This is a genomic window from Cerasicoccus maritimus, from assembly GCA_031296935.1.
GTDB classification, from domain to species: domain Bacteria; phylum Verrucomicrobiota; class Verrucomicrobiia; order Opitutales; family Cerasicoccaceae; genus Cerasicoccus; species Cerasicoccus maritimus.
This window is the reverse complement of record JAVDPD010000015.1, coordinates 18,320-35,947: the sequence shown is the minus strand read 5'-3', so window position 1 is coordinate 35,947 and position 17,628 is coordinate 18,320. Positions and strand designations below refer to the sequence as shown.

Sequence of the window (17,628 nt, the reverse complement as noted above, 5' to 3'; positions counted from 1 at the left end):
GTCCCCTCCCCTAATTAGTTGGCTTGCGTTTTAAATTCGAGCGAGTCGTCGCTACCCAGACGGACGTCGAGGCAGAGTGACTGCATTTCCTTAACGAGCACGTTGAACGACTGAGGCGTTCCGGCGTGCAGCGTGTTGTCGCCCTTGACGAGCTGCTCGTAAATCTTGGTGCGGCCTGCAACGTCGTCGGACTTCACCGTCAGGAGTTCCTGCAGGGTGTAAGCCGCGCCGTATGCTTCGAGCGCCCAAACTTCCATTTCCCCGAAACGCTGACCACCGTATTGGGCCTTACCACCGAGCGGCTGCTGGGTAATGAGACTGTAGGGGCCAACTGCGCGGGCGTGGATCTTGTCCGCGACGAGGTGGTTGAGCTTAAGCATGTGCGTGTAGCCGACCACGACCTCTTGGTCGAAGGCGTCGCCCGTGCGGCCATCGTAGAGTCGGCTCTTGCCGGACTCAGGGAGGCCAGCCTTGAGCAGGAACTCACGAACCGTCTTCGGCTCGTCGGTTTCGACGTTAAAGCCTGGGCGGACTGCTTCACCAATACCGTCGAAGACCGGAGTCGCAACCTTGAGGCCGAGGACCTTACAGGCCCAGCCAAGGTGACACTCCAAGATCTGACCAACGTTCATTCGGCTGGGAACGCCCAGCGGATTGAGGATGATTTGGATCGGCTCGCCATTGGGCAGGAACGGCATGTCTTCCTCGGGAACAACCTTGGCGATAACGCCCTTGTTACCGTGACGACCGGCCATCTTGTCACCAACCTGAATCTTGCGCTTGGCGGCGATGTAGACCTTGACGTTCTTGATCGCGCCGGACTCGTCGAGAGCGCCGGACTCGATGCCTTCGATCTTGCGGCCCTTTTCGTCCTCCATCTCGTCGAACTTGCGCTGGTAGTTCTCGACGATTTCCATGATCTTGATGCGAACCGGGCTCGGGTCGATCGAGATGCTCTTGGAAACCTGGGCGAGCTTACGCAGGAGGGTCTTCGTGATCTTGCGGTTGGCCGGGATGATGACTTCGCCGGTGTCGCCGTTGGTCACGTCGAGCGGAATTTTTTCACCGAGCAGGATGTTCGACAGCGCTTCGGTGAGGTCTTCACGGAGCTTGTCGGTCTGCGAGCGGTACTCTTCGGTGATCTTCTTGGTCTGGCGGCGGCGGTCAGACGGCGAAAGCTTTTCGCGTTCGCGGTCGGCGCGGCTGGAGACCTTGACGTCCATCACCATGCCATTGCAGCCGGACGGAACGATCAGCGAAGTGTCCTTAACATCCGCAGCCTTTTCACCAAAGATCGCGCGGAGGAGCTTTTCTTCCGGAGCGAGTTCGGTTTCGGACTTCGGCGTGATCTTACCGACGAGGATGTCACCAGGCTTCACCTCGGCACCAACGCGGATAACGCCATCGCGGTTGAGGTTCTTCAGGGCTTCATCACCGACGTTCGGGATGTCACGGGTAATTTCTTCCGGACCGAGCTTCGTGTCGCGGGCGGTCACTTCGAACTCTTCAATGTGGATCGAGGTAAAGACGTCGTCCTTGATGAGCTTTTCGGAGATGATGATCGCGTCTTCGAAGTTGTAACCGTTCCACGGCATGTATGCGACGAGGACGTTGCGGCCCACGGCGATTTCACCGTCTTCGGTCGAAGCGCCGTCAGCGATGACCTGACCAGCCTTAACCGGCTGTCCCTTGGCCACGATCGGCTTTTGGGTGAAGCAAGTGGCGGCGTTAGAGCGGAGGAACTTGCGCAGCTCGTAAACGTAAACGCCCTTCTTGGCGTCGGTTTTGAGCGTGCGGCTGGTCGGCATTTCGCCGTCTTCCGTCACGATGATCCGGTTAGCGTCGACGGAGGCGACAATGCCATCCACAGCAGCAACTGCCACCGTGCCGGAGTCAATCGCGATGCGCTCTTCTACACCGGTGCCGACAAAAGCGGACTCCGTGCGGAGAAGCGGCACACCTTGGCGCTGCATGTTAGAGCCCATGAGCGCGCGGTTAGCATCGTCATGCTCAAGGAACGGAATCATGCCTGCGGCAACCGAAACCAGCTGCTTTGGCGACACGTCCATGTAATTCACTTCCGTCGGGTCGGCTTCGTAAACTTCGTCCAGCTTGCGGACGGTGACGCGGCCCTTGAATTCGCCCGTATCTTCGTCAACGATCGAGTTAGCCTGCGCAATAACGCTGCCCTCTTCTTCGTCGGCGGTTACGTAAACGACTTCGTCAGAAACCTTGCCATCCTTCACCACGCGGTAAGGCGTCTCGATGAAGCCAAACTCGTTGATGCGGGCGTAGGTCGAAAGCGAGTTGATCAAACCAATGTTCGGACCTTCCGGAGTCTCAATCGGGCAGATACGACCGTAGTGAGAGTTGTGAACGTCACGCACTTCGAAGCCGGCGCGCTCACGATTCAAACCACCCGGCCCGAGAGCCGAAAGACGGCGCTTGTGGGTGAGTTCGGCGAGCGGGTTGATCTGGTCCATGAACTGGGACAGCTGGCTGCGAGCAAAGAAGTCGCGGATCACGGTGGACAGAGCCTTCGGGTTGATCAGCTTTTGCGGCGTGATCGTGTCAACGCTCTGATCATAAAGTGTCATGCGCTCCTTGACGAGACGCTCGGTGCGGGCCAGGCCGATGCGGCACTGGTTGGCCAAGAGCTCGCCGACGGTGCGGACACGGCGGGAACCGAGATGGTCGATATCATCGATGGTGCCCTCACCCTGCTTCAGCTTGCAGAGGTAGCGGGTGGCTTCGACGATGTCTTCAACGGTTACGGTGCGGACTTCGAGGTCCGTCTTCAAGTGAAGCTTTTGGTTGATCTTGTAGCGACCAACGCGACCGAGATCGTAGCGCTTCGGGTCCTGGAAGAGACGCTTGAGCAGGGCCTTGGCATTGGCGACTGTCGGCGGCTCACCGGGGCGGAGGCGCTTGTAGATGTCACGCAGCGCTTCTTCGTCGTTGCGGGTCGGGTCCTTCTTGAGGGAGCGGATGATCGCGCCATCGTCGACGGTGGTGTCGATCACCTTTACGGACTCGAGACCAGCGGTTTCGAAGGAACGGATAATCGTCTTGGTCAGCGGCTCGAAAGAACGTGCTAGAACCACACCGCGCTCGGCGTCGACAATGTCTTCAACCAACACGAGGTTGGAGACATTTTCCATGCTCAGAGCCTTGCGGATCTTGAGGTCGCTGATCTCGTAGAAGAGATTCAGGATGTCAAAGTCAGTGCTGTAGCCGAGTGCGCGAAGCAGCGTCGTGATGAGGAACTTGCGGCGACGGCGACGGCGGTCGAGGTAAACGTAGAGCAGGTCGTTTTGGTCGAACTGCGTTTCGATCCAGGTGCCGCGGTCAGGAATGATGCGGAATGCGTGCAGTGTCTTGCCACTGGTGTGCGTGCTGTCCTCGAAGCAGATGCCCGGCGAACGGTGCAGCTGGGAAACGACCACGCGCTCGGCGCCATTGATGATGAAGGAGCCACGCTCGGTGCACATGGGCAGCTCGCCCATGTAGATCTCCTCGTCCTTGACCATTCCTTCGTTTTCACGGAGGCGGAGCTTCACGTAGAGGGAAACCGAGTAGGTAACGCCTTCGCGAATGCACTCCATCTCGGACAGTTTCGAGAGGGTCACGTTGTAGGAAACATACTCGAGGGTCGATTCCTCGTCGTAGCTTTCAATGGGGAAGACTTCCCGGAACACAGCCTCGAGCCCGACCGCCTTGCGTTGCGACGGGGGGACGTCCAGCTGGAGAAACTCCCTGTAGGAGTTAATCTGGTTCTCGATAAGATTGGGCGGAGCAATGACCTCCTTCAGCTTCCCGAAATTGATGCGTTCTGCCATGGTGCTTCTGATGGGACTGGTGTTGTTCGGTTAACCTGATTGGTTGCGGTTGAAACGGCCGCCGACAAGGCGCTGGAACAAATTTCCAACGCGCTGTCGGCGAGCGTCGTCACCGAGAGGTAGAAAACGCCGACAGCGGACCCGCCGATTGGCGAGCCCGCTTGCCTGCGGAAATAAAGGATGCTTGAAACAAATTTCTGCTTCCTGAGATGCGTAAGGAGGGTTACTTGACTTCGACTTCGGCGCCAGCGTCCTTGAGCTTCTTTTCGAGCTCGGCAGCTTCTTCCTTGGATACGCCTTCCTTGATGGCCTTCGGTGCGCCTTCAACCATTTCCTTGGCTTCCTTGAGGCCAAGACCGGTGATTTCGCGAACAGCCTTAATGGAGGCAATCTTGTTGGAGCCAGCAGCCTTGAGGATGACGTCGAATTCGTCCTTCTCTTCAGCAGCAGCGGCTTCGCCACCTGCAGCAGCGCCGCCAGCGGCAACAGCAACAGGAGCAGCAGCGCTAACGCCCCACTTTTCTTCGAGGTCCTTAACGAGACCGGCAACTTCAAGAACGGACTGATTGCTCAGCCATTCGATAACTTGATCTTTGGTGATGTCTGACATGATGTTTCCTTGAATGACAGGTCGCCGAAAAGCGATTTAAGGGACGCATCCCCCTGAACGGTTCTTTGGATGTTTGTTTGTTTCTTACCTGTTGGGTAAAAGTGATGTGGATTACTCCGCGCCGCCGTCCTTGTCGACCTTGGCTTGGAGAACGTTGAGCAGGCCTTGCGGGCCAGCGATAAGAACGCGAACGGTCTGCGTAGCCGGCGTGTTGAGCAGGCTGAGGAACTTGGCACGGAGCTCGTCGAGGCTCGGAAGCTTCGAGAGTTCTTCGACTTCTTCCTTGCTAAGCGTTTGCTCGCCGAGCAGGCCCTTCTTGACTTCAACCTTTTCCTTGTCCTTGAAGAACTTGATCAGAACCTTGGCCACTTCCGAAGGATTCGGGCCACCAACCACGATTGCGGTCGGGCCTTCCAGCACGTCTTCGACGCTCGGAAGCTCGCGCTCCTTCATGGCATTGTTCAGGATACTGTTCTTAACGACGTGGAACTCTGCGTTCTGGGTGGCGAGCTGGCCACGCAGTTCAGCGGTTTCCGCCACGGTCAGGCGGTTGAAGTCGGTCAGGAAAACGTATTCGCTCTTGGCGAGGTAGTCGGAAACTTCCTTAACGAGGTATTGCTTTTCTGGTCTCATGGTTAAGCGCCTCCTTAGTTATTTTGAGCGGCCTTGACGTCGATCTTAACGCCGGGGCTCATGGTTGAGCTGATGGTGAGGCTCTTCAAGAACGCGCCGCCCTTGAAGGTTTCAGGCTTCGACTTGGCGAGGCTATCGATGACGGTCTTGGCATTGTCCAGGATTTGCTCCTTGGAGAACGAACGCTTACCAACGACAACGGCAACATTCGCAGTCTTGTCCATCTTGTATTCGACACGGCCGGCCTTCACTTCGTTCACGATCTTGGCAACATCGTCACCAACCGTGCCCGTCTTCGGGTTCGGCATCATGCCGCGCGGACCAAGAACGCGCGCAACCTTGCGCACTTCCTTCATCGCGCCGGGAGTGGCTACTGCGACGTCAAAGTCGAGCCAGCCGCCCTGGACCTTTTCGATCAGGTCATCGAGGCCAGCGAACTCAGCGCCGGCAGCCTTGGCTTCATCGGGGTTTTCGGTGAAGACGGCGACTACGACCTGCTTACCACTACCGTGCGGCAGAGCGACCGTTCCGCGAACCATTTGCGTGGTCTGGCGGGGGTCGACGCCGAGGTGGGCGTAAACTTCAATGGTTTCGTCGAACTTGGCAGTCGGGAATTTGCTGAGCGTATCAACAGCTTCGTCGAGAGTGTAGGCCTTGGTGAGATCAACGCCTTCACGCGCTGCGGCCATGCGTTTGGATAATTTGGACATGGTTATAATCTCCTGGGTTAGCCTTCTACTTCAATACCCATCGAGCGCGCGGTGCCGGCAATCATGCGGGCGGCCTGCTCCGGATCGGATGCATTGAGGTCGTTCTTCTTGATTTCGACGATTTCGAGGAGCTGCTTGTGGGTGACCTTGCCGACTTTTTCTTTGTTCGGCACGCCAGAACCCTTAGCGATTCCTGCTGCTTTGCGCAAGAGAACCGCTGCGGGCGGGCTCTTGAGGATGAAGGTGAAGGAACGGTCTGCGTAAACCGTGATAACCACCGGCAGGATCATACCAGCCTGGTCCTTTGTCTTCGCGTTGTATTCCTTACAGAAGCCCATGATGTTCACGCCATGCGCACCCAGTGCCGGACCAACGGGCGGCGCAGGGTTGGCGGCTCCAGCGGGCAGCTGTAGACGAATCTGTCCTACTACTTTTTTCTTAGCCATTGTATATTATGCGGTGATTGCGAATGCCTTTTGCGATAACCAGAGTGGTCGACGCTTAGGACTCTTCCGCTCGTTCGACTTGCCAGTATTCCAGCTCGACCGGCGTAAAGCGGCCAAAAATGGAAACGGAAACTTTGAGTTTTCCACGCTCCGGATCGACCTCGTCGATACGGCCCGTGAGATTGAGAAATGGTCCGTCGGTGATTTTGACTTCTTCGCCGACTTCGTATTCGACCTTGGGCTTTTCGTGCCCTTCGGCCTGCTTCACCTGGTCCAGGATGCGGTTGATTTCTTCCTGCTTGAGGGGGGTGGGATTGTCACCACCAATGAAACCAATGATGCCTTGCACGCCGCGAACGAAATACCACGGCTTCTGCAGAACCTTGCCGTGGTCGTCATACACCCGCATGTGGATGAAGACGTAGCCTGGGTAAAGCTTGCGCTGCTTCGTGTATTTTTTGCCGGACTTGACCTCGGTAACGGTCTCGGTCGGCATCAGCACTTCCTTCACGAATTCGCCCATCTCCTCAACTTCGATGAACTTGTCGAGGTAGCGCTTAACTTTCGCTTCCTGGTTGGAAAGCGTCTGTACGGCATACCACTGGAGTTCGCTCAACTGTATAGGGCTAGGCATGAATCAAGGACCGGTTGGAAATAAAAATGAGGGGAGGAAAAAGACTTAGCCCACCAGCTTGGTGAACAACGATACAAAGTTATACAGCGCAAAGTCCGCGAGGGAAATAAATGCGCCAATAATAACGATCCCCACACATACCACAGCCGTCAACTCCCGGAGTTCCTTGGCGTTTGGCCACTGGGACTTCTTGAGTTCAAGCGCGGTTTCGCTGTAAAAGAGACGGATCTTGGCGAAGGGATTTGCCATCGGTATCAGTGTGAATGAGTGGAGGTGGTTTCGATATGCGTAGGCGTCAAAAGCGCTGACAAAAATCAGCGCGGTGACACTTTCTCACAATCTGGAAAGTGGCAGGGCGAGAGGGAGTCGAACCCCCAACTTGCGGTTTTGGAGACCGCTGCTCTACCAATTGAACTATCGCCCTACGTAAAAAATGAAAATTTGTTTTTAAAACAACCAAGCCGGAAGCCCGATACGGGGCTTCCGGCGAAGGCTGGAAAAGTAAAAACTTACTCGATGATCTTGGTCACACGACCAGCGCCAATGGTGCGGCCACCTTCGCGGATCGCGAAGCGCTTGCCTTCTTCCATCGCGACGGACTTGCCGAGCTCAAGAGTGATGGTAAGGTTATCACCGGGCATCACCATTTCAACGCCTTCCGGCAGATTGACCACACCAGTCACGTCGGCGGTGCCGAAGAAGAACTGCGGGCGGTAACCCTTGAAGAAAGGAGTGTGGCGGCCACCTTCGTCCTTGGTCAGAACGTAGATTTCGGCTTCTGCCTTGGCGTGCGGATTAATGGAACCGGGCTTGGCAATGACTTGACCACGCTCGATCTTGTCCTTGTCGATACCACGGAGAAGGAGACCAACGTTGTCGCCAGCTTGACCCTGATCGAGAAGCTTGCGGAACATTTCAACACCGGTAACAGTGGTCTTCTGAGTGTCGGAGAGACCAACGATCTCAACTTCTTCACCTACCTTGATGATGCCGCGCTCGATACGACCGGTAGCAACGGTGCCACGACCGGTGATGGAGAACACGTCTTCGACAGACATCAGGAACGGCTTGTCGATGTCGCGCTCTGGCTCAGCGATGTCAGCGTCAATGGCGTCCATGAGGTTGCCAATTGCTTCAACACCTTCCGGCTTGCCGTCGAGGGCTGCAGTAGCGGAACCACGAACGATGGTGATGTTGTCACCGTCATACTGGTACTTGGAAAGGAGGTCACGGACTTCCATTTCGACGAGCTCGAGGAGCTCTTCGTCGTCGAGGAGGTCAACCTTGTTCAACCACACAACGATGTTCGGAACGTTCACCTGGCGGGCGAGAAGGATGTGCTCGCGAGTCTGCGGCATAGGGCCGTCAGCTGCGGAAACCACGAGGATAGCACCGTCCATCTGAGCAGCGCCCGTGATCATGTTCTTAACGAAGTCAGCGTGCCCAGGGCAGTCAACGTGCGCGTAGTGACGATTTGCGGTTTCGTATTCTACGTGTGCGACAGCGATGGTGACCGTCTTGGTTTCGTCACGGACCGTTCCGCCCTTAGCAATATCAGCATAGGACTTGAACTGTGCCAAACCCTTGTCGGACTGAACCTTAAGGATAGCAGTGGTCGTCGTGGTTTTGCCGTGGTCAATGTGACCGATGGTGCCCACGTTCACGTGAGGCTTCGTGCGTTCGAAGGTTTCTTTAGCCATGTTTGATGTTCGTGTGTGTGTGTGTGGAAGGAAGCTAGACTGGAATGGAGCTCCGGAGCGGACTTGAACCGCCGACCTCGTCCTTACCAAGGACGCGCTCTACCTACTGAGCTACCAGAGCATTAAAAACCGTTCCCTCCCAGTTAGCGGGAAAAAACGGAAAGCTGGCGAGATTGCTAAGCCTATTCCTATCCGTCAATGAAAATTTAAAATATTTTTTCGGCCGGAAAAAGTTCAGGCCGGAAAAACGGGTTTAAGGGCCGATAACAACACGATAATAGCCCGGTGCCAAGCTCCATTGTGGGATATTTTCATCTAAATACTTAGCCGCAGCAGCATCGACCGACTCAAGTCCACTGCCTCGAATTAAAAGTGGCTCGCCGACAACACCCGTATCCCCGATCTTGAGCCCCCACTCTTGTACGCCGCTCAAATTATCCGCCGCCTCTTCAAAGACCCCTCCAATAAGCTCTTTTTCGAGAACGACTTGTGACTTCCCTTCGCGGTAGACCTCTACGGAACCACCCCGAGCCGGGAGCGCCGTTTGCGCATCTACCAATTGTCCAAACGCCCCGAAACTTCCGGCAGCATCGCGCTCTAGCATCTCTGGCGGATCGCTCAAAGGCGCCACCTTATCACGCCCTACCTCCGGAAAACGCTCTTCGCTAATCAGAAGTCGAGGCGGTAATTCCGTAAACGGCTGCGTGCGCTCGACGAGCTGCTCCCAACCGAGATAAACCGAGGCATTGCGGGAAGTCGGCAGAAAGAGTGGCTCAAAATCCAACAAGTCTGACTGTTCCTGCATCAAGTCGTTCAGCTCGTCGTTGGCACCCAGATAATAGATTTCCGGTGCCGGCGGGGCCATCACTTGCTCGGACGGTAACTCCAGGTTGAACGCAAAAAAGCCCGCCAAGTGCGCAATTACGCCCAAAACCAAAGCCCAGATTGCAATTGGGTTGCGCCAGATACTCTTTTCGCGACGCACTACCCCAACCGGCTCGACTGCCGACGCGCCGCTCATTGCAGAATAACTCCGCCACGGTTGCTCGATGATTGCAGCTCAGCAGCCCCCTTGGCTGGGCGCTCGGCAATCTGAATCCGCGTGTAGCCCGCCTGACGCGCACGGTCGGAAATCCGTAGAAACGCCTGCAAGCTGATGCGCCCATCAGCCTTGATTAGCAAAATCGCGTTGCTACTCCGGCGCACCTCGACCATGCCATCCTCAAGGGCCAGGGACCACGCTTCCGCGGTCATAAACTGACCATCGTAGATCACGCGGTCGTCTTGCAGCAGCGTCAGCACGTCCACTGTCGGCACGCCAGCAAGCTCGCTAAAGCTCGATTCCGGCAATTCGAAATCCTCCAAGCCAATCGTGCTGCCCGGGGCAAAAACAAAACGCGACCCCAGCAACGACAGCATCACCACAATCAGCAGGATATCAAACAAGGCCGCGACATCCGCGCCCGTGGGCGGGGTCCGCAAGCGGCTTTGCAATTCCAATGGCTGAACGAGCGACATCTCTTCTTATATATAGAACGAAAATTACGAGGCGTGCTTACCTGGTGTCTCATCATCCGACGGCGGCGGAACACGCGGGTCTTCGATGCCAGTTTCGCTGGTTGCCTCTTGGCCAGCCAGCTCATCTGGCAAATCCAACAACAGAAATTGCATGATCTCGTTCGCCACCCACTCCATGTCGTGGACGAGCGCACGGACGCGGCCGTACAAGAAGTGGTGCGCCAGATAAGCCATAACGGCGATCGATAGTCCGGCCGCCGTCGTGATCAGCGCTTGGGCAATTTCGCCAGAGAAAATCGAGGCATTCGCATATGGCCCCTCCGCCTGCATGACGGAAAACGCGCGCAGCAGAGACACCACCGTCCCGAGCAAGCCCAGGATCGGCGAGGCCTTGGCAATCGCGGCAATAGTCCCAATGCGGCGTTCGAGTGCCGGGATTTCAATGATCGCCGCCTCCTGCACGGACGAGCGGATCTTCGCCTCCGGCTGGTCAAAGTTCATCAGCGCCGCCTTCACAATCGCCGCCGTCGGCCCGGGCGTTTCTTCGCACACGGTCAGGGCTTCGAGCACGCGCTGCTTGCGGACGAGGTTCTTAATGCCGTCCAAAAACGAACTGGCGGCGATCTGTCCGCGGTGCAAGTAGAGCGCGCGCTCCACAAAGAACACAAAGCCCAACAGGCTAAGCGCCAGCAACGGCCACATGATCGGGCCGCCTTTTTCGATGAGCGATAGGTCCAGGTAATTCACAGGAATTCGATTTGATCAGGCTAAGATTAAAAGACCAACTTCAATTTTGCGCCGGCGCGGCGGCGGCGAGTTGACGGAGTTTTTCGCGGCGGGCGGAGGCCAGGTTTTTACCCGGCAGACCGTATTTGCCGATCAGTGAGTAAACCTCGCGCGCATCCTCCACGTTCCCCGCGCGCTCCTGAATGTCGCCCAGCTCAAGCAGGCAGCGGGACATCCAATACTTGCCATTGGCGCCGAGCTCGGCGGCGGCGGCGGGGTCGCGCAGGTAGCGAGAAATGACGAGCCACAGCGTTTCGGCGGCGCGCTGCGGGTTGTTTAATTGCAGCTGAATGCGGCTCAGCGTGTAGCCGGCTTCGACGCGGACATCAATCGGCACACTCGGCTTATCTAAGCCTTCCAAGCCGTTTTGCGCGGCGTCGAGCAGCGCCGGGTCATTGCCTGAGCGCGCCAGCAGCGTGTTGGCGCGATAAAGTTGGGCCAGGTAAATCTCCGGGTGGTCGGCGAAGTCGCGCAACACGGTTTCATAGACCAGACGCGCGTCGCCAAAATCGCCCAACTGCCGGGCAATGTTGCCTTGCAGCAGACGAGCGCGGAAGACCAGCGGATGATTCGGGTAGCGCGTGATCAGGTCATTGAGAATCGTGATCGCCTCGCGGCGGGTCGACTCCAAGCCCTGGCGGTCCGCCAGAATCGCGGCTTCGTAAAGTGCAGCCGGAGCATGGGGGCTGTCGCGGTAGCGGTCAGCCAGCTCACGCAGACGGCGTTGGGCCTCGGCGTCGCTGAACTTGCCCGCGAAATAGCGCGCCTCTTCCAATATAGAAAGAATTGCCGGGTCGCTGCCGGGGAAATCCTCGCGAAGCTTGGCGAGCATTGCCAGCCCCTCCTCTGGTTGGCCAGAGCGGATCAAGGCCTGCCCTTCCAGCAAACGCAGGTGGCTGACGATTTCCGGGCCAATGACCGGCCAACCCTCTTCCTCCGCCAAGGCACGCTCGACCTCGCTCGCCAGCACGCGCGCTTCCTGAGCGGCTTCTTCCGAAGCGCCAGTATCGTAGGCCAGACGGGCGCTTAGCCACTCCACCCGCCAGCGCAAATCCTGGTCAATTGGCAGCGGATTGCTTGCCATCAGACGACTCAGGCGGTCGCGCGCGGCTTGCGCTTGCCCATCGGCTCGCAGGCCATCAAGCAAAATCCATTCTGCGCGCCAGCGAATGTCCGGAGGGCAATCATTCGGCGCATCGAGCAGCGCGCGAGCGTTGTCCCAACGCTTTGCCAGCGTGTTGGCGAGCACTGCCTGATAAAAGAGCATGTTCTCAAAGAGCGACACCTGCTTCTCGCTGAGCACGCCAGAATACATGTCGGCCGCGGCAGCGTAGTCACCTTTAAGGAACAGCACGTCACCGATCTGCTCACCGATGCGCACGCGGGCCGGGCCAGCGGGCATCTTGTCGCGAATCTGCCCCAGGGCCTCTGCGGCGCTGCGGTAGCGACCGTCTTTCCAGGCAATGTAGGCGCGGAGCCACAGCGCCTCGTCCACCAAAGGCGAGGCCGGGTAGCCTTCAATCAATTCACGCACATCGGCTTCGGCGCCCGCGGCGTCGCCGCTCTCCAAACGCAAGCGACCGCGCATCATCAGGAGCTCATCGCGAAGCGGGTGACCCGGCTGCGCCACCAACTCGTCCAAAGACTTGCGAAATGCCTCACGCGTGTCGCCTGGCTGAGTGGCCGATGCGGCCAATAAATACAAGGCCAGGCGCTGCGTATCCACTTCGCCCTTGCCGCCCAAAATTTCGCGGAATGCCAATTGACCACGTGCGGAGTCGCGCCCCGAGATCAGGCCGATCAAAAGCAACATCTGGCCAGCTTCCGCCTTTTCCCGATCCGTGATCATGCCCATCTGGTCGCGCAGCACGGCGATGGCCTCATCTTTCCGATTCAGACGGTCCAGCACCACGGCCATCTGACGCGCAAAGTCAAAACCCGCGCGCGTGCCCCTAGAGTCAGCAACGCGCCTCTCAAGCTCTTTGAGCGCCTCCAAATCGTCCTCTCCAGCCATGACGACGCCCTTAAGCCTCACGGCTTCAATCTGCGCTTGCTGGGCGGGCGACACCGAACGCTCCAGGGCCTCTTCCAAAGCCACCGCACTCGCAGTCTGGTCTCCCCGCGCACGCGCCTCCATGCCGATCAGCAGGTAATACCACGGCTGGTCGGCCAGGCTAAGGTCACTGGGCGCAATGCGCGAGAGCAGGCTAGCGGCACGCATCAATTCCCCATCATGATAGGCCAAAATCGCCTGACGCAACCGAACGGCTTGTGCGATGGCACCTTGCGCCGGAGGAAGCATCTCTTTGGCCTCAGCAAAACGCCGTTGGGCAATCAAAGCCGAAGCGAGCTTTACCCTCAGCAAAGCCTTGGCCTCCTCATTCAAGTCTGGATTCGTGCTCAACACCCCGCGATAAAAGCCTTCGGCTAACCCCGGTAAACCAAGCTGCAAGGCGTCGTCTCCCGCCAAAATCTTCAGGCGCCATTCCGGCCAGTCGGAAATCATCTGCACCGGCATTGCGCTGAGCGATGTCGGCTCCGCCACTGCTACGGCTTTGGGCTCGGACTCATCCTGCGCGAAAAGACCCGCCGCCGAAAGTAACAACAAGGCGACAGCCACCCTACCCTGACGGAGGGATAATCTGCGAATCAGTCCAGCCATATAAATTTGCCACGCAACAATGAACGCCCCCGCCAACCAATGGCAAATGCATTCCGAATCGTGAGCAACTTACTTCACCAACCCCGTAAAGCAGCTAAAAGTTCGATGAGATCGGGTTCGGGCTCAGCGCTTAGAAGATTAAAGGAAAAAGTTTAAAGGAAAAAGCAGGCTCGGTCATTTTTGGCCGGGCCTGAAATCCCACCGAGACGCCAGCCACTTTATGGAGTGCGCCAGTCCTCTGGCGCTTTGGCATGGAACGCAGCGGATACGAACCTTTTCCGCTCGCGCAAAATGCTAAAAGCGCCAGAGGGCTGGCGCACTCCATATCGCAAATTCGCGCACGGCTACTTCTTCCCTTTTCCTGTAATCGTTCTCCTCGCAAGGGGGGGGTAAAAACTGTTTTTCCGTTTTCAAAGAACACTGGGCTACCCGCCCGCTCGCCGGAAACGAGGCGCAGGTGGGGCGCAGGCGGCTCAGGGGCCACCGGCTGGAGCGTCGATCAACGACAGCTCACACGTCGACGCTGCGCTGGGCAGGCTGGCATAGTCCGTCGGGCGAAGTGCGGTTCGCGCAAACATTGGGCGTCGGTTAACTGCTTGCTGTCACCAAGGCAGTCAGCGAATGGGCCCGTTTACGCGACGCGAACAACCCTCGCGGAGCGAATGCCCCCGCATGGCGTCGACTGGGATACCTCCCAACCTGCGGTTGGATCCAGAGTTTGCCGCAATGCGGCAAAGGCGAAATTGATGGGAGAAGAGTGCATGGCGAAAAAGTGATGTGTTGGTGAGGCGGGGAAAGGGGTGAGGCGGGGAGAAGATGAAGTGGGAATTGAAGTGGTTGGAGCGCGAAGCTTTAGCGAGTGCTGCGTTTGATGTGTGCGACACTGAGGGGCAGCATAAACACTCGCTGAAGCTTCGCGTTCCGGCAGTGAGGCAACGCAGACCGCCGAATAAGTGATCAATTAAACACTAGATCAAACGCCATTTTCCGCCAACAAAAAAGTGAACGCACGAGCATTTTATTAGTGAGTAGCTCTCACTATTAATCTGCGTTGGGGTTCAACGACTTACACACGCAGAAAAGGCCCTCCCACCAAACCAACCAACTACTGCAACGACAAAGCGTTGCCTTCCGCCAAACCAACACGCCCCACCACCGGCTTTCGCCGAAAAATCACATCCCGCGCATTTTTTTGAAAGGTTTACGTGCAAAACTTAACTATTATCGTATATTTACGATATACAATCATGGCATTCTCTAAATCCAACATCTTTACCCGCGAGCAAATTGCGCTGGCGGACTTCGCCAAGTGCCTCGCCCATCCGGCGCGCATCGCGATCATTACCCTCCTGAAGGAGCATGGCGACCGGACCTGCGGCGAGCTCGTGGAAGCCCTCCCCCTGGCCCAGCCTACCGTTTCCCAGCACCTCAAGGCGCTGCGCGAAGGCGGCCTGCTGCTCGCCGAGAACCACGGCAACTCGATCCGCTATTCCATTAACTGTGAGAACATTAAGCACTTTTGCCACTCGTTCCAATGCACCCTCGGCACCGTGGCTGATGGCGCAGGCATCTAACCAATCTAAAAATCCGAACAAGCACTATGAGCACCCAAACCTCACTCACTTCACCGCAACGCATCGTCATCGTTGGTGGCGTTGCCGGTGGCGCATCTGCCGCCGCCCGCGCCCGTCGCCTCAGCGAAGACGCCGAAATCACCGTCATTGAGCGGGGGCCCGACGTGTCCTTCGCCAATTGCGGCCTACCCTACCACATCGGCGGCGAAATACAGGACCGCTCCAAGCTCGCCGTCCAAACCCCGCAATCGCTCACCGCGATGCTCAAGCTGAACGTGCGCAACTTGACCGAGGCCGTGTCCATCGACCGCGACGCCAAGACGCTGAAGATCAAGGACCTGAAGTCTGGCACCGAGGAAGACCTGACCTACGACAAACTCGTCCTCTCGCCCGGTGCCTCGCCGCTGCGCCCGCCGCTGCCCGGCATCGAGCTACCGCAAGTCCTCACCCTGCGCAACCTGCAGGACATGGACCGCATCAAGGCCGCCGCCAGCTCCGCCCAGCGCGTGCTGATCATCGGCGCCGGCTTCATTGGCCTCGAAATGGCCGAGCAGCTCATTCATATTAAAAAGAGCGTCACCCTCGTCGAATTACAGGAGCAAGTGCTGCCGCAAATGGACCCCGAAATGGTCCAAGCCGTCCAGGCCGAGCTGCGCGACAACGGCGTGAACCTCGTGCTCGGCGATGCCGTGGAGTCATTCAAAGCCGCCGGCAACGCCGTGTCGGCCAAGCTCAAGTCCGGCCAGGCTGTCGAGACCGACCTCATCATTTTGTCCATCGGCGTGCGCCCGGAAAGCGGCTTGGCCAAGGATGCGGGCCTCGAGCTCGGCACCCGCGGCCACATCAAGGCCAATGCCCACCTGCAAACGAACGACCCGGACATCTACGCGATTGGCGACGTCTGCGAAACCGTGGACCCCATTCTCGGCGGCCCCGCCGCGATTCCGCTCGGTGGCCCGGCTAACCGCCAGGGCCGCGCGGCAGCGGACCACATGTTCTCCGGCGACAGCGCCCGCCCCTACCCGGGCTCGATCGGCACGGCCATTGTCCGCGTGTTCGACGTCACGGCGGGTGTCACCGGCCACACCGAAAAGCGCCTCCAGCAACTGGGCGTCGATTACGGCAAAACCATCGTTACCGACTACAACCACGCGGGCTATTTCCCCGGCGCGACCCACGTAACCGTCAAGCTGCTGTGGGACAAAGCCACGGGCAAGATCCTCGGCGGCCAGGCCTTTGGCGCGGACGGCGTGGACAAGCGCCTCGACGTGCTCGCCACCGCGATTAAGGGCAAGCTCGGCGTCGAAGACCTCGAGCACCTGGAGCTCGCCTACGCGCCGCCCTTCGGCTCGGCCAAGGATGTGCTCAACACCGCCGCCTTCTCGGCCAATAACTTTAGCGACGAGCTCGTAAAGCCCGTTTTCACCCTGGCTGAAGCCCCCGAAGGTGCGCAGCTCATCGACGTGCGCCCGAAGGAAATGGTCGAGCTGCAGCCGATCCCCGGCTCGCTGAACATCCCGTTCAACGGCCTGCGCACCCGCCTGAGCGAGCTCGATAAAGGCAAGCCCGTGGTGACCATGTGCGCGCTTGGCAAGATGAGCTATTTCGCGGCCCGCATCCTGGCCCAGAATGGTTTCGAGACCTACGCCCACGTCGGCGGACGCCGGGTCGAACCATCTTTGCAAACGAACGAATCCACCCTCACACCTTCAACGCAATCACCCGCCCAAATCATGGCCCACCCACTTGCCGAAAACCTCGAAACGATCAAACTCGACGCCTGCGGCCTCGCCTGCCCGGGGCCGATCCTCAAGGTCAAAGACGCTGTCGCCGCGCTCCAGCCCGGCCAGGTGCTGGAGGTCACGGCGTCCGACGCCGGCTTTAAGAAAGACCTGCCGGCCTTCTGCCGCGCCAACGGCTACGAGTGCCTCGATGTGATCAAGGAAAAGGGCCTGGTCGTGGGCCGCGTCGCCCTGAGCAATGCCCCGGCCCCCACCAGCAGCGGCGCGCCGGTCAGCAACACCCGCAAGGGCGCAACGCTGGTCTGCTTCTCTGGGGATCTGGACAAGGCGATGGCCACCTTTATCATCGCCAATGGAGCGGTCGCAATGGGCGGCGAGGCCACGATCTTCTTCACCTTCTGGGGCCTGAATGTTCTCCGTAAGGACCAGGCACCTGCAATTCCGGAGAAGACCTTCATGGACAAAATGTTCGGCTGGATGCTCCCGCAAGGACCTAACAAGCTCCCGCTCTCGCAGATGCACATGGCCGGCATGGGCACCGCGATGATGAAGCAACGTATGGCCGACAAAAATCTGCCCAATCTGCCCGGGCTAATGCAGGAAGCCGTCAAAAACGGCGTCCGCCTGGTTGCCTGCACGATGTCGATGGACGCTATGGGCATCCGCGAAGAAGAGTTGATCGACGGCGTCGAACTCGGCGGCGTAGCCGAATTCCTCGGCGCCTCCAGCGACACCGGCACGAACTTGTTTATTTAGGCAGCGTGCCGCTGCACC

At 58.2% G+C, this 17,628-nt stretch carries 14 protein-coding genes and 2 tRNA genes; 2 read left to right on the top strand and 14 right to left on the bottom strand.

The window, feature by feature from the left end; genetic code table 11:
* Positions 1–14 precede the first annotated feature (14 nt).
* From rpoB to RBB62_RS11005, 14 genes are all read right to left on the bottom strand, one after another.
* Positions 15–3,839 carry a DNA-directed RNA polymerase subunit beta gene (gene rpoB, locus RBB62_RS11070; RefSeq protein ID WP_309398901.1) on the bottom strand — a complete coding sequence of 1,275 codons (3,825 nt, stop codon included), beginning with the start codon at positions 3,837–3,839 and terminating at the stop codon, positions 15–17.
* A 223-nt stretch (positions 3,840–4,062) separates the two neighbouring features.
* Positions 4,063–4,449, bottom strand: coding sequence for a 50S ribosomal protein L7/L12 (gene rplL, locus RBB62_RS11065; protein ID WP_309398900.1), 387 nt, complete (start codon positions 4,447–4,449; stop codon positions 4,063–4,065).
* Positions 4,450–4,560: 111 nt separating this feature from the next.
* Entirely contained in the window at positions 4,561–5,082 is a 522-nt protein-coding gene (gene rplJ, locus RBB62_RS11060; RefSeq protein ID WP_309398899.1) for a 50S ribosomal protein L10, read from the bottom strand.
* 14 nt (positions 5,083–5,096) lie between these two features.
* Complete coding sequence (gene rplA, locus RBB62_RS11055) at positions 5,097–5,792, bottom strand: 50S ribosomal protein L1 (protein WP_309398898.1); 696 nt, start codon at positions 5,790–5,792, stop codon at positions 5,097–5,099.
* A 17-nt stretch (positions 5,793–5,809) separates the two neighbouring features.
* On the bottom strand, positions 5,810–6,238 hold the full coding sequence (gene rplK, locus RBB62_RS11050; RefSeq protein ID WP_309398897.1) for a 50S ribosomal protein L11: 429 nt from the start codon (positions 6,236–6,238) through the stop codon (positions 5,810–5,812).
* A 55-nt stretch (positions 6,239–6,293) separates the two neighbouring features.
* On the bottom strand, positions 6,294–6,872 hold the full coding sequence (gene nusG / locus RBB62_RS11045; protein WP_309398896.1) for a transcription termination/antitermination protein NusG: 579 nt from the start codon (positions 6,870–6,872) through the stop codon (positions 6,294–6,296).
* 45 nt (positions 6,873–6,917) lie between these two features.
* Entirely contained in the window at positions 6,918–7,121 is a 204-nt protein-coding gene (gene secE, locus RBB62_RS11040) for a preprotein translocase subunit SecE (RefSeq protein ID WP_309398895.1), read from the bottom strand.
* Positions 7,122–7,220: 99 nt separating this feature from the next.
* A tRNA-Trp gene (locus tag RBB62_RS11035) sits at positions 7,221–7,296 on the bottom strand.
* An 85-nt stretch (positions 7,297–7,381) separates the two neighbouring features.
* Positions 7,382–8,572: an elongation factor Tu gene (tuf, locus tag RBB62_RS11030; RefSeq protein WP_309398894.1), complete on the bottom strand. Its 1,191-nt coding sequence runs from the start codon at positions 8,570–8,572 to the stop codon at positions 7,382–7,384.
* Between the two features lie 45 nt (positions 8,573–8,617).
* A tRNA-Thr gene (locus RBB62_RS11025) sits at positions 8,618–8,693 on the bottom strand.
* 132 nt (positions 8,694–8,825) lie between these two features.
* Positions 8,826–9,593, bottom strand: a complete 768-nt coding sequence (locus RBB62_RS11020; RefSeq protein WP_309398893.1) for a hypothetical protein — start codon at positions 9,591–9,593, stop codon at positions 8,826–8,828.
* Complete coding sequence (locus tag RBB62_RS11015; protein ID WP_309398892.1) at positions 9,590–10,090, bottom strand: ExbD/TolR family protein; 501 nt, start codon at positions 10,088–10,090, stop codon at positions 9,590–9,592. Before RBB62_RS11015 ends, RBB62_RS11020 begins: the two co-directional genes overlap by 4 nt.
* A gap of 24 nt (positions 10,091–10,114) precedes the next feature.
* Entirely contained in the window at positions 10,115–10,837 is a 723-nt protein-coding gene (locus RBB62_RS11010) for a MotA/TolQ/ExbB proton channel family protein (protein WP_309398891.1), read from the bottom strand.
* A gap of 40 nt (positions 10,838–10,877) precedes the next feature.
* The gene (locus tag RBB62_RS11005) at positions 10,878–13,538 is read right to left on the bottom strand and encodes a tetratricopeptide repeat protein (protein WP_309398890.1); all 2,661 of its coding nucleotides are present in this window, start codon (positions 13,536–13,538) and stop codon (positions 10,878–10,880) included.
* 1,247 nt (positions 13,539–14,785) lie between these two features.
* Here RBB62_RS11005 and RBB62_RS11000 point away from each other — a divergent pair.
* Both RBB62_RS11000 and RBB62_RS10995 read left to right on the top strand, forming a co-directional pair.
* On the top strand, positions 14,786–15,112 hold the full coding sequence (locus RBB62_RS11000) for an ArsR/SmtB family transcription factor (RefSeq protein WP_309398889.1): 327 nt from the start codon (positions 14,786–14,788) through the stop codon (positions 15,110–15,112).
* A gap of 26 nt (positions 15,113–15,138) precedes the next feature.
* A complete protein-coding gene (locus RBB62_RS10995; protein ID WP_309398888.1) occupies positions 15,139–17,610 on the top strand; it encodes an FAD-dependent oxidoreductase in 2,472 nt (823 codons plus the stop codon).
* Positions 17,611–17,628 lie beyond the last annotated feature (18 nt).